The sequence below is a fragment of the Flavobacterium sp. AG291 genome (assembly GCF_003350375.1).
GTDB classification, from domain to species: domain Bacteria; phylum Bacteroidota; class Bacteroidia; order Flavobacteriales; family Flavobacteriaceae; genus Flavobacterium; species Flavobacterium suzhouense.
This window is the reverse complement of sequence record NZ_QQAR01000004.1, coordinates 188,663-209,864: the sequence shown is the minus strand read 5'-3', so window position 1 is coordinate 209,864 and position 21,202 is coordinate 188,663. Positions and strand designations below refer to the sequence as shown.

General features: G+C 37.9%; 17 protein-coding genes. 11 read left to right on the top strand and 6 right to left on the bottom strand.

Going from position 1 to position 21,202, the window contains the following annotated elements:
• Positions 1 to 23 precede the first annotated feature (23 nt).
• Positions 24 to 1,256 (bottom strand): cation:dicarboxylate symporter family transporter, encoded by a 1,233-nt coding sequence (locus tag DEU42_RS06650; RefSeq protein WP_114757498.1) that lies wholly within the window; start codon positions 1,254 to 1,256, stop codon positions 24 to 26.
• Positions 1,257 to 1,268: 12 nt separating this feature from the next.
• Positions 1,269 to 1,829, bottom strand: a complete 561-nt coding sequence (locus tag DEU42_RS06645) for a hypothetical protein (protein ID WP_114757497.1) — start codon at positions 1,827 to 1,829, stop codon at positions 1,269 to 1,271.
• Positions 1,830 to 2,206: 377 nt separating this feature from the next.
• On the opposite strand from DEU42_RS06645, the gene DEU42_RS06640 reads away from it, so the two are divergent.
• A complete protein-coding gene (locus DEU42_RS06640; RefSeq protein WP_114757496.1) occupies positions 2,207 to 2,815 on the top strand; it encodes an acyloxyacyl hydrolase in 609 nt (202 codons plus the stop codon).
• Here the strand turns inward: DEU42_RS06640 and DEU42_RS06635 are convergent.
• Complete coding sequence (locus tag DEU42_RS06635; RefSeq protein WP_114757495.1) at positions 2,812 to 4,956, bottom strand: TonB-dependent receptor; 2,145 nt, start codon at positions 4,954 to 4,956, stop codon at positions 2,812 to 2,814. The genes DEU42_RS06640 and DEU42_RS06635 overlap by 4 nt on opposite strands.
• Positions 4,957 to 5,031: 75 nt before the next feature.
• Positions 5,032 to 6,309 carry a PQQ-dependent sugar dehydrogenase gene (locus DEU42_RS06630; RefSeq protein WP_114757562.1) on the bottom strand — a complete coding sequence of 426 codons (1,278 nt, stop codon included), beginning with the start codon at positions 6,307 to 6,309 and terminating at the stop codon, positions 5,032 to 5,034.
• A gap of 183 nt (positions 6,310 to 6,492) precedes the next feature.
• On the opposite strand from DEU42_RS06630, the gene hpt reads away from it, so the two are divergent.
• From hpt to DEU42_RS06620, 3 genes are read left to right on the top strand one after another with little or no spacing between them, the layout of a single operon-like run.
• Positions 6,493 to 7,023 carry a hypoxanthine phosphoribosyltransferase gene (hpt, locus tag DEU42_RS17585; protein WP_233506633.1) on the top strand — a complete coding sequence of 177 codons (531 nt, stop codon included), beginning with the start codon at positions 6,493 to 6,495 and terminating at the stop codon, positions 7,021 to 7,023.
• 21 nt (positions 7,024 to 7,044) lie between these two features.
• The gene (locus DEU42_RS17580; protein WP_233506632.1) at positions 7,045 to 7,617 is read left to right on the top strand and encodes an adenylate kinase; all 573 of its coding nucleotides are present in this window, start codon (positions 7,045 to 7,047) and stop codon (positions 7,615 to 7,617) included.
• Between the two features lie 15 nt (positions 7,618 to 7,632).
• Positions 7,633 to 8,910: a hemolysin family protein gene (locus DEU42_RS06620; protein WP_114757494.1), complete on the top strand. Its 1,278-nt coding sequence runs from the start codon at positions 7,633 to 7,635 to the stop codon at positions 8,908 to 8,910.
• Positions 8,911 to 8,955: 45 nt separating this feature from the next.
• Here DEU42_RS06620 and DEU42_RS06615 read toward each other — a convergent pair whose 3' ends face one another.
• Positions 8,956 to 9,693 (bottom strand): MBL fold metallo-hydrolase, encoded by a 738-nt coding sequence (locus DEU42_RS06615; RefSeq protein ID WP_114757493.1) that lies wholly within the window; start codon positions 9,691 to 9,693, stop codon positions 8,956 to 8,958.
• Between the two features lie 241 nt (positions 9,694 to 9,934).
• Here DEU42_RS06615 and DEU42_RS06610 point away from each other — a divergent pair, with 241 nt between their 5' ends.
• The 6 genes from DEU42_RS06610 to DEU42_RS06585 all read left to right on the top strand — a co-directional run bounded on the left by DEU42_RS06610 (position 9,935) and on the right by DEU42_RS06585 (position 19,330).
• Positions 9,935 to 11,380: a T9SS type A sorting domain-containing protein gene (locus DEU42_RS06610; RefSeq protein WP_158537858.1), complete on the top strand. Its 1,446-nt coding sequence runs from the start codon at positions 9,935 to 9,937 to the stop codon at positions 11,378 to 11,380.
• A 164-nt stretch (positions 11,381 to 11,544) separates the two neighbouring features.
• A complete protein-coding gene (obgE, locus tag DEU42_RS06605) occupies positions 11,545 to 12,546 on the top strand; it encodes a GTPase ObgE (protein WP_114757491.1) in 1,002 nt (333 codons plus the stop codon).
• Between the two features lie 196 nt (positions 12,547 to 12,742).
• Complete coding sequence (locus tag DEU42_RS06600; RefSeq protein ID WP_114757490.1) at positions 12,743 to 14,761, top strand: LTA synthase family protein; 2,019 nt, start codon at positions 12,743 to 12,745, stop codon at positions 14,759 to 14,761.
• A 197-nt stretch (positions 14,762 to 14,958) separates the two neighbouring features.
• Positions 14,959 to 17,103 (top strand): S46 family peptidase, encoded by a 2,145-nt coding sequence (locus DEU42_RS06595; protein WP_114757489.1) that lies wholly within the window; start codon positions 14,959 to 14,961, stop codon positions 17,101 to 17,103.
• A gap of 122 nt (positions 17,104 to 17,225) precedes the next feature.
• Positions 17,226 to 18,584 (top strand): UDP-N-acetylmuramate--L-alanine ligase, encoded by a 1,359-nt coding sequence (locus tag DEU42_RS06590; protein ID WP_114757488.1) that lies wholly within the window; start codon positions 17,226 to 17,228, stop codon positions 18,582 to 18,584.
• A gap of 140 nt (positions 18,585 to 18,724) precedes the next feature.
• Positions 18,725 to 19,330 (top strand): hypothetical protein, encoded by a 606-nt coding sequence (locus tag DEU42_RS06585; protein WP_147278073.1) that lies wholly within the window; start codon positions 18,725 to 18,727, stop codon positions 19,328 to 19,330.
• 464 nt (positions 19,331 to 19,794) lie between these two features.
• Here DEU42_RS06585 and DEU42_RS06580 read toward each other — a convergent pair whose 3' ends face one another.
• Positions 19,795 to 20,397 (bottom strand): DUF1287 domain-containing protein, encoded by a 603-nt coding sequence (locus DEU42_RS06580; protein ID WP_114757486.1) that lies wholly within the window; start codon positions 20,395 to 20,397, stop codon positions 19,795 to 19,797.
• Between the two features lie 92 nt (positions 20,398 to 20,489).
• On the opposite strand from DEU42_RS06580, the gene radC reads away from it, so the two are divergent.
• Positions 20,490 to 21,188 (top strand): RadC family protein, encoded by a 699-nt coding sequence (gene radC / locus DEU42_RS06575; protein WP_114757485.1) that lies wholly within the window; start codon positions 20,490 to 20,492, stop codon positions 21,186 to 21,188.
• Positions 21,189 to 21,202 lie beyond the last annotated feature (14 nt).

Below are 21,202 nucleotides of genomic sequence, written 5' to 3'. Positions count from 1 at the left end.
ACTGAATACTGAACACTGAGGGGCTATTCAATTCTCGGATTATCAGCGTCTACAAACTCACCTTCCGATTTTGAGATGACAATGGTTGCTACACCATTTCCTATAAAATTGGTTAGAGCGCGGGCTTCACTCATAAATTTGTCTACACCAAGTAAAAAGGCTAGTCCTTCCAAGGGTATTTTGTGTATGGCAGTAAGGGTAGACGCAAGTACGATAAATCCGCTGCCTGTAACACCCGCAGCTCCTTTAGAAGTGATCATTAGTAACCCTATGATGGTAAGGATCTCTTCAAAGCTCAGATGTACATTATATAATTGAGCCAGAAAGATAACAGCCATGGAAAGGTAAATGGAGGTGCCATCAAGGTTAAAAGAATAACCTGTGGGTACTACCAATCCTACGACCGATTTACTGCATCCCATTTGTTCGAGCTTTTCCATCAGGTTGGGTAAGGCAGTTTCTGAAGATGAGGTTCCCAGTACAATAAGCAGCTCGGCTTTAATATATTTGATGAACTCAAATATGCTGAACTTATAATACCACATTATACTGCCTAAAACGACAAAAATAAAAAGCCCCATTGTTATATATACCGTGAGCATCAGTTTTCCTAATGGAATGAGTGTGTGCAGTCCAAACTTACCAACGGTATACGCCATGCCTCCAAAAGCCCCAAGCGGAGCAAGGTACATAACAATCTTCAATGCTTTAAAAACATAATCGGAACATACGTATAGTATTGATACTCCTTTTTCGCGTTTAGGGCTGTAGTTTAAAATAATACCTGCTAGTATTGCGGCAATTAGCACTTGTAAGGTGAAGTTGTCTAAAAAGAACTGCCACCAGCTAAAACTGCTTCCGCCCGAGGTGTATTGGCTGGCGTCCTGAACATCCAGTCCAGTTTTATCTATCTTTCCCGGTTCAAGGAGGTAAGCAACTCCCACGCCTATTGCTAGGGCGAAAGTAGTTACAACTTCAAAATACAATAATGATTTGATGCCTATGCGACCTACTTTTCGCAGGTTGCCCATACCGGCTATACCCAGCACTATGGTAAGGAATATAATAGGACCAATAAACAGTTTGATGATTTTAATGAACCAGTCGCCTATAAATTTCATTTGTGTTGCGTTTGCCGGATAATAATGTCCAAGCAAGATTCCGCACAAGATAGCGATCAGTACCCAAAAGGTCAGATTGGTTACTATTGTATATAGTGTTGATTGTTTTTGTTCTATAGAAGACTGTTGTTTCATTTGTCGAAGATACTAAAAGCGGTTTTGTTTGCTTAATCTCTTAAGAATATCTTTGGCGGCGGCTTTATAAGCGGCGGTATGTTTGGGAGTATCTTCCGTTAGTATTCGGGTAAGTTCAGGGTAGATCCATTCTTCATTTTTACCCAAAAGAAAAAGCGTTCGCATAGAATAAGCTTTAGTGGCTACTTTAGTTTCGGGGTTGATAAGCCAGTCAAAGCAGGCTTCGGTTATTAGTTCTTTGTGCTTTGCGCTAAGAAATCCGTTTTGCTTACTGTTCTGTTCGGTAGCAAAAAGACATATTTTAGATATTGGGCGCAGAGCACTTTCGTTTTTGAAAAGTGACAAGGTTTTGCAAAATGTATCGAGATAGGGAGATAACCATTCAATCTCAGTTTCAAAAACAAGTTCACATATCCAGCAGGCTTTATGATGGTTTTTGTCGGTAACGTCAAAAGCGATAGTAAGCAGGTCGGGTAGCAGGTTTCTGTCGTTTAAAACCTCTCCTGAAAGTAAATCACGAATAGGGCGATGCGCAGTGCTGTTTACTATTTGATTATAGAAGTTAGTATTCACGGTTTTTGGTTTTGAAGCGAAAAATACAAAAATAAAAAACGGGGCGAATTGCCCCGTTTAACAAAATTGACCGAATTAGTAGTTTATGATTTGTAGCCGCTTCCCGGTTTACTTAGCTAAACAAAACCTTTTTTATGAGGATTTGAGTTTGGCAAGCGAAATAAGGTCAGTTTCATTTCTTTAAGGTTGTTTGTCTAAACTCATCTTAACTAATGCAAATTTCTCAAATGAGTTTTGTAATTCAATAGTGTTATAGCGGAAAAAACGTGACATTATGGGTAAAAGTGGAGATATTTAGTCTGTTTTATTAAAAAAACGGCTTCGTATATGATGGTGTATTAAAATAGGTATATTTGCCCAACCAATTTAACAGCCCCATGCTTCGTAAAATTACATTCTTAATGCTATTGTGCTGCGCCGGTCTACAGGCGCAGGAAACTGAAAAAACGTCACGTTATACTATAGGTCTTGCTTATGGTAACGGTGGTGAATTCAATAATACGGATTACACCTATACTAATAACTACATTCAGGGACAAATCTATTATTCGCTAAATCCCGGAAAGAAATGGGAATTTCAGGTGGCTTTACAACCGGAAGTTAATTTCGCACGCCACAGATTGAAAAATCCTTATTTTGTAAAACCGGGTGAGTCTGATGAAACAAGGGCAGAATACATGAAACTTAAAGATATTCGTGAATACATATTAAATGTTGCCTTTTTTGCACGTTATAATATTACAGAAGATTTCAGTATGTATGCAATGGGTAATGTTGGCCCTATGATAACGGATACAGAAACGGAAAGGTTAACTAAAGGTTTTGCTTTTTGTGATGTCTTTGCTTTGGGAACTACCTATAAATTTGGAAAAGTAGGTCTTGATGTCAGGGTTGCCGCCAGACATACATCAAATGCAGGGTTACAGAATTCTAATGCAGGGTTTAATACTAAAAATATACAATTTGGTGTAATAATGCCACTTTAAAAACTATAACTAAACGTTACGTTTCCATAATAGTTTACAGGTAATCCGGGATAGTAATATCGGGGTGCAGCTCCGTTTGTACCAACTGCATTTACCAAAACCATACTTGCATAATGGGTATTGGTAATATTGTTCACGCCCGCTGAAATATGTGATGATAATCCTTTAAAGAGCTCAAAGCGATAACCTGCTTTTGCGTTAAGTAATGAATAACTATCAGCATAGGCAGAGTTAGCATCATTCATAGGTGTCTTATCAACATAATAAAGGTCAGATGACAGATAGAATCCTTTTTTTTCTATCATTATTCCTGCATTTATCTTATTTGATGGAACTCCCGTAAGTTTATTGCCTGAATAATCAATACCGTTATTGAGGAACTCTTTAAACTCATATTTTCCTATCGAAGCAGTTGCATATGGTGAAATCGTGAGGATTTGCTCAATATCCCAACGGTAATTAATATTTACTTCAATACCCTGATGAAGTGTTTCTCCGGCATTGACTCCAATATACTGATCATCATCTACGCGTTGTGCCACGAGCAGGTCGTTGATTTGCATATGGTATAATGAAATTTCGGCATACAGATTTTTATTAAGAAAATAGAATTTGCCTCCCACTTCAAAATTATAGCCATTCTCAGGTTTTATGTTCGGATTGATTGTACCATTGGCGGTTAATGTTTCCTCTATTGCCGGTAATGAAAAGCCACGGCTGACAGATGCATAAACCGTTTGCAGCGATGTGGGTTTAAATAGTAGGGATAGCTGAGGTGACCAGATGCCTTTATAGCTGTAATCTTGTGACGAAATTATATCGGGAGGGTATGTCGTGTCAAGTTCAAATTGGGTTTTGTTGTAGTTTACACCTGCCTGTATTTCCCATTTTTTGGCCAGCTGCAAACGCAATTGTGCAAATGCATTAATAAAATTCCTTTGTTGCTTGCTACCCGTTAGCTGTGCTCCCTTTAATGTGCCATTTCCATTATTGTCCTGATACAAATTCTCATACGTACCACCATCAAAACCATCATTAAAATATTCAAGGCCGGCAATGAATTCGGTTTTCATATTCCCGATTTTTCCATTCCCAAAAAACTGTGTACGCCCTCCCCAGGCAATATTATCCTGAGTAAGAATGTCAAACGGACGTGGTTCGTAGCTGTCTTTAGCATTGATAAATACTGAGGTTGAATTTTTTAGCCAATCTGTTGCTTTCCAGTCATAAGCTAATCCACCCAGATAAGAATCATACTGTTCATAGCCTTTTGATGCTGCCCATGTTGGAGCTGCTGTCCTTGGATCGTTGTCAAAAGTTTCTTTGTTGACAGAACTGGGGATGTAAGCTTTCATATAAGTGTAGTTGCCAAAATACGTCAGTTTACTGTTTTCCTTTCTGAAAAGTTCGCCTGCAAGTGTTATGCCTTCCCGTTTATAGGTGCTGTTGTTACGCCAACCGTCAGTTTCCAGTTTGTGATAGTTCAGGTTCAGGCTTCCGTTTTTACTGTCAAATCCATAACTTATAGTGTTTTTGTTTAATCCGTACGAACCTGTAGTTGTGCTTATGGCTGCCCTACTACTGTGGTAGGCAGATTGTTTTGGCGTAAGCAGTATGGCTCCGCCAAGGCCGGCGCCATACAGGCTTGAAAAAGGGCCTTTTATTACTTCAACCTGATTAACGATTTCGAGGTCTATGTCTTCTATTGTGGTCTCGCTATCGCCTGATGTTAGTGGAATACTACCATAAAATGCACGGATCTTATTGGTTCCGTAAGGCGTCCTTGCTCCGATACCACGAATAGAAATCCGGTTTGTATTCAGTCCGCCGGATTGCATATATACTCCCGAAAGCGTATTTAATGATGCTGAAATGTCAGAATTGTTATTGCGCTGCAACTGGGCTGACGATAATATTCCTATTGCTGCGGGTGCATTTAACAGACTATCGTTGATGTGATAGTTGCTTATTATAACTTCATTTAACGTGTTAGCATTTAGAGGTATGATTTTACCTGCTAAAAATGACAGGTCAACAGTTTTTGTAATAGAATCTGTTTTTGTTTTTTCCGGACTATCCTGGGCGAAGGATTTTCCCGATAAAATCAAAAGCAATATAAGGAGTATTGTTTTTTTTGTCATTGGATGGTAAGTTACCGCTAAAGTAAAAAACCTGCAGTTTATGCTGCAGGAATTGATGTGATATTATGTGTTATTTTATTTATTCGCAGAAACTCTCCATAGTGTGTTGCCACTGTCATCATTCACTAATAGCGAGCCATCATTCATAACTGTTACATCTACGGGGCGACCATAAGCCTGGGCTTTTTTCTCATCTGCGATAAAGCCTGTTAAGAAATCTTGTGGCGGACCAGATGGTTTACCATTTTTAAAAGGCACAAATAAAACTTTATATCCGCTCAAAACAGATCGGTTCCATGAGCCATGCTGTCCTACAAAAGCACCATTGCGATACTGTACAGGAAATACGTCTTTATTATAGAATGTAAGTCCAAGTGAAGCTGTATGATTTCCAACGGGAACATCAGGAATAATCGCTTTTGCTACAAGGTCTTTGGCTTGTCCTTTCAATCTGGGATCTTCGATCTGTCCATAGTAAGAATAAGGCCAACCGTAAAAGCCGCCTTCTTTTACACTGGTTATGTAATCAGGGACAAGATCATCGCCCAGATCATCACGTTCGTTTACGGCAGTCCATAGTTCTTTGTTTACAGGGTTCCAGTCCATGCCCACGGGATTGCGGAGCCCGCTTGCAAAGATACGCTCTCCCGTTCCGTCAGGATTAATCTCAAGAATATTGGCACGTCTAAATTCAGTTTTTATACCGTGTTCTGCCACATTACTCGCTGATCCTACCGAAATGTATATTTTAGATCCATCGGCATTAGCCAAAAGATTACGTGTCCAGTGATTGTTATAGCCTCCGGCAGGAAGCTCTACAATTTTTGTTGCTTTATCGGTGCGTAATTTAAGTTCGCCTTCTTTATAGGGGTAGCGGTACAATCCGTCGGTATTGGCAACATAAAAGTAATCCTTGAGGATTAGCATACCATAAGGCTGGTTCAGCTTTTCGGCGAAAATAGTTCGGGTCTCAAAATTCCCATCTTTATCCTTATCCCTAAAAACAGTTATTTGGTCTGCGCTGTTCATTGTTCCCGATTCGGCTACAAAAATATCGCCATTGGGAGCTATGTATGTATTGCGTGGATTTTTAAGGTCACCTGCGAATTTAGTAACTGTAAAGCCAGCGGGGGCTTTTGGGGTTTGTCTCTCTGGCCAGTCTTTCATGCCATTTCGCTTGGTTACTGATTCTGAGGAATATGGTGCGGGTAATGTAAGGTCTCCTATAGCTGTTTTTACCGTAGTGCTGCCTTCTGCTTGTGCTTGCTGTTTTTCTTCTTTTGAAGGTTGTTGTTTACATGAGCTTACAGCTAACAATCCCAAAATGGAAAAGGTAATTATATGTTTTTTCATAATGTAGGAATAATAGAATGATTTGTTTTTACCTAAATTAGATATTTTGGCAGCTAAAGCCTTGAGTATTAATTCTACTTTAACAGTCATAAAAATATTGCAAAATAAAGCGGCACATGTAAGGAGCTGATTGGTAATTAGTATATTTGCACATTGTCGTAAATAATAAACAATATTAAAACAGTGATACAGCTTCACGATAAACATTTTGTTCCTTTTATAAGTGCTGCCGAAATTGATGCTACAATAGGCAGACTGGCCAAGCAGGCTGAAGAAGATCTTAAAGGAGAAATACCGGTTTTTATAGGAGTATTAAATGGCTCTTTTATGGTAGTATCTGACTTTGTGAAAAAATATTCACAGCCTTGTGAGGTAAGCTTTGTAAAGATGTCTTCTTACGAAGGTACTACGAGTACAAACAGTGTAAAACAACTTATAGGCCTGAGTAAAAGCCTTGAAGGTAGAAGTGTTGTTATAATTGAAGATATAGTTGATACAGGGAACACCGTTGCTGAACTTAAAAAGATTTTTGAAGGAAATAACCTGAAACAATTGAAGATTGCAACATTGTTTTTTAAACCTGAGGCCTACAAGCAGGATATAAAACTGGATTATATCGGGTTTGAGATTCCTGATAAGTTTATTGTAGGCTACGGTCTTGATTACGACGAATTAGGCCGAAACCTGCCGGAGGTTTATCAATTGAAAGAATAAATAATACAACTTAAATATAAAATGATCAATATTGTACTTTTCGGAAAACCGGGTGCCGGTAAAGGGACTCAGGCTGAGTTTTTAAAAACTAAATACAACCTTACCCATATCTCTACAGGTGATATTTTCCGTTACAACATTAAAAATGAAACGCCTCTTGGACTTGAAGCGAAATCTTATATCAACAAAGGTGAGCTTGTTCCGGATGCGCTTACAATAAAAATGTTACAGGATGAGATAGAAAAGAACCCTGATACAAAAGGTTTCCTTTTTGATGGTTTTCCGCGTACGACTGAACAGGCTGATGCACTTGACGAATTTCTGAAGACTAAAGGATGGGGAGTAACTGCTACTGTAGCGCTTGAGGCTGATGATGAGGTGCTTGTTGCCCGTCTTCTTGAAAGAGGTAAAACCAGTGGTCGTGCGGATGATCAGGATGAAACTCTTATCCGTAACCGTTACCAGGAATATAACGAGAAAACTGCTCCACTTATTGAATATTACAAAGCGCAGGGTAAATTCCACGCAGTAAACGGTATAGGTGAGATAGCTGAAATAACAAACCGATTAAGCGCGGTAATCGATACGCTTTAATTTAAAACTTAACGCTTGGAAATAGCCATAATATTATTTCTGATTATTTTAAACGGGGTTTTCTCCATGTCAGAGATCGCATTGATTTCGGCAAGAAAAAATCGTCTTGAATCTGCAGCTAAAAAAGGTAATGCAAGTGCACAAACGGCACTTGATCTTGCGAACTCGCCTAATAAGTTCCTTTCAACGGTGCAGATAGGTATTACACTTATCGGTATATTAACCGGTATTTATTCGGGTGATAAAGTAACCGACAATGTTAAGGTTTTTATCGAAAGTTTTGAAGTGCTTAAGCCTTATGCAGCAAATATATCAGTAGGTATAGTAGTTGTTATACTAACGTTTTTCTCATTGGTTCTTGGTGAGCTGCTTCCTAAACGAATAGGACTAAATTATCCGGAAACTATAGCGAAAGCGGTGGCTATACCGATGAAGTACATCTCGATAGTTACAGCTCCGTTTATTTGGCTGCTTACTTCGTCTACAGAATTCCTTTTGAAGGTTTTCAACATTCGCCCAACGGCAGATGGAAAAGTTACCGAAGAGGAAATCAAAGCCATTATTAAGGAAGGTACAGAAGGAGGAGAGGTTCAGGAGATTGAACACGACATTATGGAAAGGGTATTTCATATTGGAGATCGTAAGGTAAATTCCCTTATGACCCACCGTAAATCAGTGGCTTATCTTTCTACCGATTCTAACAATGAAAAGGTTCGAGAGATAATGCTTCAGGAGCTACATTCTGTATATCCTGTTATTGATGGGGCAAGCCTGGATGATGTGATAGGGGTAGTGTTGCTAAAAGACATTTTTGCTAATTATGACAGGAATGATTTTAGCCTGAAAGAAATCGTAAAAGAGCCTGTATATCTGATAGAGCATACCTCGGCATACAAGGCACTTGAGATATTCAAAAAAACTAAAGTACACTATGCATTGGTAACAGATGAGTATGGTGTATTCCAGGGATTAATTACCCTTAATGATATCCTTGAGGCATTAGTAGGTGATGCTTCCGATTTTTATGAAGACGAGTTTAAGCTTGTTGCTAATGAAGATGGAACCTGGACGGTAGACGGACATTATCCGCTGCATGATTTCCTTACTTATTTTGATCTGGATGATTTGACGAATGATTATGAAGTGACTACCGTTAGCGGACTTGTAATGACAGAGCTTTCATACATACCAAAAGTAGGTGAGAAGCTTGCATGGAATCTTTATGAGCTTGAAGTTTTAAAAATGGACGGTGTAAAGATCGAGGAAGTAAAAGTAAGATCACTAAAAGAATAACATTTTTTAGAAATATGAAAAGCCGGTTTATCCGGCTTTTTCTGTTTATAATGGCGTTACATTACGGCTAAATTCATGGTAGAATAATACTGTCCAGTTTTCAGTTTTAGCCTGTTCTTCCCATAGCAGCCTTAATTCTTTTGCTTTTTTGCCGTCGTAGTCTGATTTGTAGGCGATATGGAATTTCAGGTAGCTTTTTTGAGGGAGATTATCTGCGCCATAAAAAGCAGTTTCATTTCCTTCTTTTATCCAGAATACCTGATGAAAAGGAGAGTGTCCTCCTGTTACCTGATATGTAATATATTCGTTTATGTTGCCCTCGATGTCATTCATGGCAACAAGGTTTGGTAGTTTTGAGAAGAGTTTTAAGTATTCGTGATCGAACGAATAGCTTTCTGTTTGCTCTAAAGCATACTCTAATTCTCTTTGCTGATAATATATTTGAGCATTAGGGAAATAGGGTTTAATAGCGTTGCCATTAATTTGTCCTAAGCCTTCGATGTGGTCTTTATGAAGATGCGATAGCAGAATCTTACTTACCTGCTCCAGTTGATAGCCGGCCTCCTCTATGCGTTGAAGCAGTACAACCTGATTGTTTTTTATGTAACCCGTTCCTGCATCGAATAAAACCAGCTCGTTGTTAGGCAACACTATCAAAAATGGACATACGCCCATTTTTAACAACTTTGGATCGGCTGTTTCAACTTCATTTCGTTGTATTTGAGTAAATATTTTGTCTTTAGTAACGGTAAATATGCCCTCATTGAGCGGTATGATCTTCATGTATTTCATATTTGATGCAAGTTACTAAATGATGGTCTAAGTTTGGGTAAACATCTGTTAATTATAGTATTTAAAAACACGTGGTTTTAATTAAAGCATTCTCAGTTGTTGTTTTTATAAAGCGTTGATTTATAGTTGTTGTCACGTTTTCGTTTAAAAATGTCACGTTTTGTCCGCAATTAAATAATGGTTTTTTGAGAAGCATTATTGTCATTTGTAGTATAACAAAATGAACTCTATAATGATTAAAAAACTATTCGCATTCTTCTTCATTGTGTTTACTGGGGGAGTATTTGCACAGGCGCCGACTATTGAAGGTGATGTAATGTTGTGTCCTTACACAGACGGAACAGCAATGATAACAAATACTGATGAATATGATTCTTATCAGTGGTATTTCAAGTATTGGTTTTTAAATGATGACTTCGAAGCTATAGAAGGAGCTAACGCTGCATCATTTACATATGATTGGTATACTTATGACCAAGCACTTTTAAAAGTTGTAGTTACTAAAGATGGCCAGACGTATGAGTCAAATGAAATTCAGATTGACAGTTATAACTGGTCTAGTCTTTTAATAAGAAACCAACTTCAGGGTAACGTACATTTTGAATTTGATGAAGAAACGTTACAGCAAAAGTATGTAATGTGTACAGGAGCAAAAATTGTACAAACAGTTCTTGAGCCTTATACCATTGTTCAATGGTATAAAGATGGTGTTGCAATTGAAGGGGCAACTTCAATTACTTACACTATTACTGAGCCAGGTGTTTACAATGTAGTTGCAGGGGTAGAAATATGTCCTAATGCTACTTCAGCATCAATACCTGTAAATGTTGTTGCAAGCGACGATTGTGGTCCGGCTACCCCATCTCCACTCGTGATTCAGGGAGATACTATGCTTTGTCCGGACACTTACGGGCTGACTTTCGTAACTAATGCAGTAGGTTATGATACCTACCAATGGTATGCAAAATTTGGTGATGAGGAAGAATTCACAGCTATTGAAGGCGCTACGGTTGCATCTTTCGAATATGACTGGAATACTTATGATCAGGCTACTTTAAAAGTAGTTGCAACAATTGGTGAAGATTCTTATGAGTCGAATACTATATTTATTGACAGTTATAACTGGTTACCGCTTTCATTCACTGCAACACCAAGTGAAGATGTAGAAATGGATGGTCCTGATTACCTGCTTTGTGAAGGTGATACAGTTGCATTGGCATTACCGGGAGCTGCAGAAGATTATATCAATATTCAGTGGTTTAAAGACGGTCTTCCTTTAGAGGATGGTTATGAAGCAAGCTATGTAGCGACTACTCCGGGTGTGTACCATGTTGATGCAGCAATGGCTGTATGTGCTAATAACATAATGAGTACTTATGATAACCCATTAACAATTACTGCTAATCCTGATTGTACATTAGGAGTTAATGATCCGTCACTGTCAAATGCAGTTACAGTATATCCAAACCCAACAAACAACATCCTTAACATTGCTCTAGCTGAAAATTCCCCAATTCACGATTACAGCATTGTGGATGTTTCGGGGAAGGTGCTTCTTAATGGAAAAATTAATGCATCTCTAACAGCTATTAATGTAGAAAGCCTTTCTTCAGGCACCTATTTTATTAAGCTTAATGGCAATAACGCTCAGGCTGTAAAAATGTTTATAAGAAACTAAAGAGACTACTAAATTTTGTCAACTTGATGAAGCGGGGCACTTGAGCCCCGTTTTGTTTTTTAATAAGTTCTGTTTTGTCTAAAGTGGCTTAAATAGGCAAATTCATAAAAATAGCTTACTTTTGCACCCACAACCACAAAACAATAAACAATTAACAGGAAAGCATGACAGAAGGGAATTTTGTAGATTACGTAAAGATATATGTGTCTTCCGGTAAAGGAGGTAAAGGGTCTACACACCTGCACAGAGAAAAGTTTATTGAAAAGGGTGGGCCTGATGGAGGTGATGGTGGCCGTGGAGGACATGTTTACCTGATTGGGAACAAGAGTTTGTGGACATTGTATCACCTTAAGTTTGCAAGACACATTAAAGCTACCCATGGTGGCGATGGTGGTAGTGCACGCAGTACCGGTGCAGATGGTGAGGATAAATACATTGAGGTTCCGTTGGGAACTGTGGTTCGTGATAAAGAAACTAACGAAATACTTTTCGAGATTACAGAAGATGGCGAAAAACAAATTGTAGCCAAAGGTGGTAAAGGAGGTTTGGGGAACTGGCATTTTCGTAGTGCAACAAACCAGACGCCAAGATATTCGCAGCCGGGAATGCCTGCAGAAGAACGCGATATCATTCTTGAGCTTAAAGTTCTTGCTGATGTTGGCTTGGTAGGTTTTCCTAATGCCGGAAAATCAACATTACTATCGGTACTTACTTCTGCTAAGCCTAAAATTGCCGATTATCCGTTTACGACTCTTAAACCTAATTTAGGGATTGTAGCCTACAGAGATTTCCAATCATTTGTAATTGCCGATATTCCCGGAATCATTGAGGGGGCTGCAGAGGGTAAAGGACTAGGACATTATTTTTTAAGGCATATTGAACGTAACTCAACATTATTGTTTTTGATTCCTGCGGATGCTGAAGACATCAAAAAAGAATATGATATACTTCTGGATGAGCTAAGACGTTATAATCCTGAAATGCTTGATAAAGACAGGCTGATTGTGGTTTCTAAATGCGATATGCTTGACGATGAACTTAAGGCTGAAATGAAAACAGCACTTGATAAGGAATTTAAAGGTATGCCTTATATGTTTATCTCGTCTGTTGCGCAACAGGGACTTACTGAACTGAAGGATAAGCTTTGGCAAATGCTGAACAACTAATACTATTCTTAAATATACTAAGGCCGACTTTTAAGTAGGCTTTTTTTGTGTTTTATACTTAGTTTTCAATACATTAAAAATTAAACATTTGTTTAAATAATCGCATTTGTTAACTTAATTTTAATAAAAACCCTATATCTTTGCATCGTAAAAATTTTTAGTTAACATTTTTATAACTATTTGATAGCAAAATATTATGAAATTCAATTATAAAAACAGTCTTTTTGTTTTGTTAGTGAGACTGTTTACGGTGTATGTGGTTTTTATGTTATGCCGTCTCGCTTTTTTATACTTTAATAGTGATCTTATTGATCCGATACAGGGAAAAGATGTGTTAAGTCTTTTAAGAGGCAGCCTGATGTTTGATACGGTTTCTATAATTTACATCAATTTGTTATTTATCGTTATGTCTTTGATTCCATTCCATTTCAGGGAGAATAAAATGTATCGTAAAGTAATGTTCTGGGTGTTTATGGTGACTAATGGACTGGGTTTGCTGATTAATGTTGCCGATATTTTTTATTACCCTTTCAAACAGGCAAGAATTGTATTGGGCGATTTCTTTCTTTTGGGAGAAGATGCTTTTGTGCCGCTTTTAGCTGATTTTGTTGCAGACTATTGGTACGGCTTTATTTTTTATTTTCTATTGCTGGTTATTTTATACCAAAGCTATAAATGTTCATGTGAAGGAAAACAGGAGTTTTTAGAAAAAAATGAAACTGTTACTCCTAAAAGATATTATATCGTTAATAGTGGTTACTTTTTGGCAATGATGGTAGTAGTGGTATTCTTTGTGAGGGGAGCTACATTTTCAGCGGCATCGTTTCCTATAGGTATGAACGATGCATTCCTGTATACCGAAAACCCTACGCATACCTCTTTTATGCTAAGTAATCCGTTTTGTTTTATTAGGACAATAGGTAAGTCGAAAGAGGCAAAGGCATTGAAATATTTTGATGATAAGATTGCCGAAAATATATACCCTACCACTCATAATCCTGAAATATTAGAGGCGTTTGATATTGACAGAAAAACCAATGTAATGGTTATTATATTGGAAAGTTTCGGTAAGGCTCATATAAAAAGCCTTTCAGATCAGTTTAAACCCGGACAGGAAACCAATACTCCTTTTCTTGACTCACTTTTTCAGGAGGGTTATCTGTTTACTAACGGACATCAGAATGGTTACCGCTCGGTAGATGCTCTTCCCGCTATCTGGGCATCAATACCAACATTTAAAGAACACTTTTTGTCAATGCCTAACTCGGTGGCTCCTTATTATGCATTGCCACAGTGTATGAACGATATGGGGTACAATACGGCGTTCTTTCATGGAGCTGTAAAAGAATCTATGGGATTTGTGTCTTTTGGTAAAAATACGGGGATAAAGAATTTCTACTCCCGTGGCGAATATGAGCAGGAGAATGGCACGGCTGATTTTGACGGTAAATGGGGTATATGGGATCACAAGTTCATGCCTTTTGTTCACAAAAAGCTTAATAAGATGAGTGATACCGGCAAGCCATTTTTTGCTACATTCTTTACGCTGTCTTCACACCATCCGTATGCTATTCCTCCGGGATTACCCAAACAGTTCAGCGAGGGCACATTGCCCATTCACCGTGCTATAAAGTATTCAGATTATGCATTGGGTGAATTCTTTAAAAGCATTGAAAAGGAACCATGGTATAAAAACACTCTTTTTATAATTACTGCCGACCATTCATCAGGGGCAGATAATAAGAAATTTAAAAAGGCGCCGTTTGACTATACCATTCCGATATTCTTCTTTAAGCCGGGCAGCACAATGAAAGCGAAAGATGATAAGATTATGCAGCATATTGATATTATGCCTACACTGCTGGGAATGATGAATTATGACAAACCGTATTTCGCTTTTGGTAAAGATCACTTTGATAAAGAGGCTGCCAAAAATCATTTTGTGATTAATTTTTCCAATGGTGCTTTCAATTTTATAACCGATGATTATTACTATCTGTTCAATGAAAAAGATGTATTGCTTAAATCGGATTACAGAAAAGACCCGCTTGGGAAGCATAATCTTATTAAGCATATAACCAAAGCAGACGAAGAAGATATCAACAGATTTAAGGCTTTTATACAGGAATATTATACCCACTTAAATAAACGCGACTATCTGCCGGAATCTGAAAAGAAAAAAGGACTGGCCATGGTTGGGTTATCAAAAGAGTAATAAGATGCCGAAAGGCATCTTTTTTTTACGGGAAAATGTATTCTTTACATAGTTTTTACAACCCTATAATTTTATTGAATTCTCAAAAAAAAGTATCTTCGCAGCACAAAATTTAAAAATAGTTAGTGGTTATGCTGTAACAAAAATGAATTTACAGTGACTATTAGCTAACGACTATTAACTTTTATCCACAACAAATGAAAAAAATTATTTTATTCCTTACCATGTCACTCATGGTTCTGCCGGTAAGAGCTGACGAGGGAATGTGGTTTTTGATGTTCATTGAGCGTCTTAATCACAGGGATATGCAGAAAATGGGACTTCAGTTAACAACTGAAGAGATTTACAGCATTAACAACCATAGCTTAAAAGATGCTATCGTTCAGTTTAATGGTGGCTGTACAGCTGAGATCATCTCTAAAGACGGACTTGTTCTTACGAACCACCACTGCGGTTATGAGGCAATCGCTGAACTTTCTACTCCTGAAGCTAACTGGCTTAAAAATGGTTTCTGGGCTGCTAACCATGCAGGGGAGCTAAAGCCAAAAAGCCTTTCAGTTCGTTTCTTTGTAAGAATGGACGATGCTACAAAAAGAATATTAGGGAAACTTAATCCTAATATGACTGAAGCAGAAAGAGAAAAAGCTATCCAACAGGAAAGCGCTGCTATCGAAAAAGAAAACAGTGAGAACGGTAAATATGTAGTTTCTGTTCGTTCTTTCTTCCAGGGTAATGAATTCTATTATTTTGTTTACCAGGATTATAACGATGTTCGTCTTGTAGGTACACCTCCTGAGAGCATTGGTAAATTTGGTGGAGACACTGACAACTGGGAGTGGCCTCGTCACACAGGTGATTTCTCAATGTTCCGTGTATATGCAGATGCAAACGGTAACCCAGCTGAATACTCTGAGAAAAACGTTCCTCTAAAACCTAAACACTACCTACCTGTAAGTTTAAAAGGTGTTCAGGAGAACGACTTTGCAATGATCCTTGGATACCCGGGCCGTACTAACCGCTGGATGCCGGCTGGTGGTATCGAGCAGAATGTTAAGTATGCTTACCCTGCCTGGGTTGAGTCATCTAAACTTGGTATGGACAAAATGAAGGTGCATATGGACAAAGACCAGAAAGTGCGTCTTAACTATGCATCTAAATATGCTCAGGTTGCCAATTACTGGAAAAACCGCCAGGGTATGATCGATGCGCTTACAAAGCACAAAACAGCAGCGACTAAAGCTAAAAATGAAGCTGAGTTCAACAAATGGGCTAACAAGCCTGAGAACAAAGCTAAGTATGGGGATGTAATCACTACTATTAACGGTTACTATGCTAAAACAAACGAGAAAGCGCGTCATGATAACTACCTTGTAGGTATGCTTAGAACAAGTGCTTTTGCAGCTACACCAGCAGGTTTAGGTCGTGGACTTGAGCAGTATGCTAACTCTAATGAATCAGGAAGAGCGGCTATGAAAGGTGATCTTGATGCTTATATCGAAGAAGTATACGGTACAATGTACCTGCCTATAGAGAAAGATGTGCTTGCAGCGCAGCTTAATCTTTACGCTACTAAATCAACAGGATACGAAATTGCTCCGCTTGTTGCTAAAATTGGCAAAGAGAACAATTACAACTACACTACTTATGTAAATAATGCATTTGACAATAGTATCTTTGGTACGAAAGAGAAACTTGAAGCATGGTTGGCAAATCCAAGTGTTGAGACACTTAAAAATGACCCGCTTTACCTTCTTTCATCTGATTTGATGACTAAATACAGAGCTAAATCTGAAGAGCAGCAAAAACTTGATGCTGATTTCTCTAAATCATTCCGTTTACTTGTAGAAGGTCTTAGAGTTGCTAATCCGGATGTTAAATATTATCCTGATGCTAACAGCACACTGCGTTTAACTTACGGTAAAGTACGTTCGCTTCCTAAAGATAAGAGAAACGATGCTAAGAAAAACTACTACACTACTATGCAGGGTGAAGTAGCTAAATACAAACCAAATGATGAGGAGTTCGATCTTCCGAAAAGACTTCTTGAGCTTTATGAGAAAAAAGACTTCGGTCAGTATGCTGATAAAGCAGGTTATATGCCTGTAAACTTCCTTACGGATAATGATATTACAGGTGGTAACTCAGGTTCTCCGGTACTAAATGGCAAAGGTGAGCTTATCGGTCTTGCGTTTGACGGTAACATCGAAGCTATGGCCGGTGACGTTATCTTTGATAAAGACCTTCAAAGAACCATCAACGTTGACATCCGTTATGTACTTTGGGTAATCGACAAATACTCAAATGCTAAACACATTGTTGACGAGATGACAATCGTAAAATAATTATATAATTACGTTCATATTCATAAGAAATCCGCTTCTCATTGAGAAGCGGATTTTTTTGTTTTTTACAACTATATAATTCTTTCATTTTGGCTACATTTGAAGTCTTAAGAAATAAAATAATGCGTACACATTTTATAGCTATAGGTGGTGCTGCTATGCACAATCTGGCACTGGCACTTCACTCAAAAGGATATCAGGTAACGGGCAGCGACGATGCCATTTTTGAACCTTCACGTTCACGCCTCGAAAAGAAAGGACTGCTTCCGGCAGAAATGGGTTGGTTTCCTGAAAAGATAACAGCTGATATCGAGGCTATAATTTTAGGAATGCATGCCAAAGCCGATAACCCTGAATTGCTTAAAGCCCAGGAGTTAGGTTTGAAGATCTATTCATATCCTGAATTTCTGTATGAGCAATCTAAAAATAAAACCCGTGTGGTTATAGGTGGTTCTCATGGAAAGACAACCATTACAAGCATGATACTACACGTTATGCACTATCATAATATTGATGTTGATTATATGGTGGGAGCTCAGCTGGAAGGATTCGATACGATGGTGCACCTGACAGAAGAAAATGATTTTATTGTTCTTGAAGGCGATGAATACTTGTCCTCACCAATGGACAGAAGGCCAAAATTCCATTTATACCAACCGAATATCGCTTTAATAAGTGGTATTGCCTGGGATCATATCAATGTATTCCCAACGTATGAGAACTACGTTGACCAGTTTAAGATATTTATCGAGAAAATTACTAACGGTGGTATTTTAGTTTATAATGAGAATGATCCGGAAGTAAAACGTGTTGCAGAAGAAGCTACAAACCCTATCCGTAAATTAGCATATCATACTCCTGAATATACTGTTCAGAATGGGGTAACGCTTCTTGAAACTCCTGAAGGGCCTATGCCTATAGAAGTTTTTGGAGCGCACAACCTGAACAATCTTGCCGGGGCAAAATGGATTTGTCAAAATATGGGTGTTGATGAGGCTGATTTTTATGAGGCTATTGCCAGCTTTAAAGGTGCAAGTAAACGTCTAGAGAAAATCGCTCAGAATGGTAAGAATGTAGCCTATAAAGATTTTGCGCATTCGCCAAGTAAAGTAGCTGCAACAACTAAAGCTGTAAAAGAGCAGTATCCTGATAAAACCCTTATTGCCTGTCTGGAACTCCATACTTACAGCAGCCTTAATGCAGAATTCCTGAAAGAATATGAAGGAGCGCTTGATAATGCTGATGTGGCGGTAGTGTTCTATTCTCCTGATGCAGTAAAGATTAAACAATTGGAGGAAGTAACTTATGAGCAGATAGCTAAAGCCTTCAATCGCGAGGACCTGATTATCTATACCAATCCTGATGCTTTTAAGGATTATCTTTATAACCTAAAGTATGGTTCTGAAGGGGTTGCTCTGTTGCTGATGAGTTCGGGTAACTATGGAGGGCTTAATTTTGATGAAGTAAAGAATCTTATATAGTTGAAATAACTTATATAAATAGCCTGCTGGTGAAAACTTAGCAGGTTTTTTTTGTTTTAAAACAATAAAATTGTAGGTTTTGCAGTACAATATAAGTTTTTGATTTTGGTTATATGCTTATAAATCAAACTTCAATCACTATGAAAAAAATCGTAACAATAATGGCTATTGTCATTGCTTTGTCATCTTGTTCTAATGATGATGACAACAACAAAAAAGAATTCTTTAACCTTAAAGTCGGGAACGAGTGGGTGTATAAAAGATATACTATAAATGGAGATCAGGAAAATTATTCCGGTAAAACAGATACTGTAAAAGTTGTTGGAATTGAAAATATCGATGGAAAAGAATATTTTAAACTAACAAGTGCAGATGATTTGTTGGATGGAGAAGCGTTTTTAAGAATTGACAAATCGGGTCATCTTATTAATTCTTTAGGGAGGGTTTTACATCCGGGAACCGATAGTAGTTTTACAGAAACACGTCCTGCAAATTTAAATTATGAATTTGGTACTACAACTTATACTTTAAAAGATAAGACTACCATAACGGTAGAGGGGCAAAATTATGAAGTATTCCCATATTCAGGTTATTTTACTCCTTACCCGGATAAAAATTTGCCTGAGGGAGTAGGGGTTGTAGAGGGGTATTCTCCCGGTATCGGTTTTGTCATTAAAAAGTACAGGTATATATCAACCGCGACAGGTTTCATAGAATACAGACTTGTTTCTTATGATCTGAAATAGAAATAGATGATTTATTGAGTATCTGAAAGTACTATATGATGTTTCAGATGTATTTTTTACACCCTGCTGGTAGAAAGCTTATTTTCTGTTAGTAGGGTTTTTAGTTGCTTGAAAAATAAAGTTTTAGAGTAAGTATGTCACTTAAAATACCCGATTATGTCACTTTTTTCCCGCGCTTATTTATACCGCCTTATTAAGATTCAATAAAAAAATGTGCTAATGTTGCCTAAAATTTCAAATAATAAGTTTTAGGTATTCCGGGTTCGCCATTTTTAGATTTTAAAGTTTTTAATTAAAAGTAGTGTAATTTTTTCTTTAGAGGTCTAATAATTTAGGTTTAGCAAGTCATAAAGGCGGCCCGGTTTTTTAGCATTAACAGGGGCATAAGGCATGATGATAAATTTTGGTAATCCAATCCATCCAACCAATCCAAACCAATAACTGTCTTTTTAGCCCCTGTTTTTTTATTTTTTATATCGGTAATGCCCGGTAATTTCATAGTTAAAAAGCACATCTTCCATTACCTGTCCTGAGCCAATATTATGCACGATCAGGTATCTTCCTGATGCTGCTTTTTTGCCTACAACCATTCCAATATGCACATGTCTGTCGGATAATCTCCAGGTAACGATATCTCCGGGATTATAATCGGCAGTTTTTTGCGTTTTGGGAAGTACTTCTCCAAAACGGGAAAAGAAAACCTGTAAGTTAGGCACGCGTCTGTGGTCTATGTTAGAATCGGTGGATTTTAATCCCCAGGCTTTTGGGTATTTGTCAAAATTCTTTTTCATGTCTTCATGCACTTCTTTTTGTAAATCGATACCCAATTTGCGATAGGAACGAATTACAACATCGGTACAAACGCCTTTGTCTTTAGGAACATCGCCATTAGGGTAAGGAATGGTGAAATAGGTGGGGTCGTATTCAATTGAAGGATTGACTATAGATATTGCCGCGTCTGAAAGTTTTTCATAAAAGTCTTTAGGTTTTGTAGGTTTCAGATTTGTAGTATCAGAGGTGACATTGTTAGTGCATGCTAATAAAAGCACAAATAGTATGTGTTTCATAGTGAGATTGTTTTGTTTTGAAACGAAAGAAATATCTCATATAGTATAATTTCAACAGTCATTTTCTGTACATTAGTATTTTACATCTTACTATGGAAGAATCTACAGGTAATTTCTCAATTAAATACTGGGCGGAAGACGATCAGCCACGTGAAAAGCTTATGCTTAAGGGAAAGGCAGCCTTAAGTGATGCCGAACTCATTGCCATACTTATAGGCTCGGGTAGCCGTAATGAAAGTGCGGTTGAGTTGAGTAAAAGGATATTAGCCAGTGTAGATAATAACCTTAATGCGCTTGGTAAGCAGAGTTTACAGCAATTAATGAGTTTTAAAGGAATTGGCGAAGCTAAGGCTATTACTATTGCTGCGGCGATGGAACTTGGACGAAGAAGACGTGATGAAGCCGGAGTTGATTTAAAGCGAATTACGTCAAGCCGGGCGGTGTTTGAGATCATGCAGCCTATAATTGGTGAATTGCCCCATGAGGAGTTTTGGGTGTTATACCTGAATAACTCTAATAAGGTTACTTATAAGTCACAGCTTAGTAAAGGCGGTATAACCGGTACTGTGGTAGATGTTCGTATTGTGTTTAAAACCGCTTTAGAGCAAAACGCTACGGGTATAATTTTGGTACACAATCATCCTTCGGGCATATTACAGGCGAGTGAACCTGATAAGCAGATAACACGTCAGCTTAAAACGGCAGGGCAGGCTTTAAGTATTAATGTTCTTGATCATGTTATAGTAACCGAAAATGGTTATTTAAGTTTTGCTGATGACGGGATTTTGTAAAATAAACGGTGAGC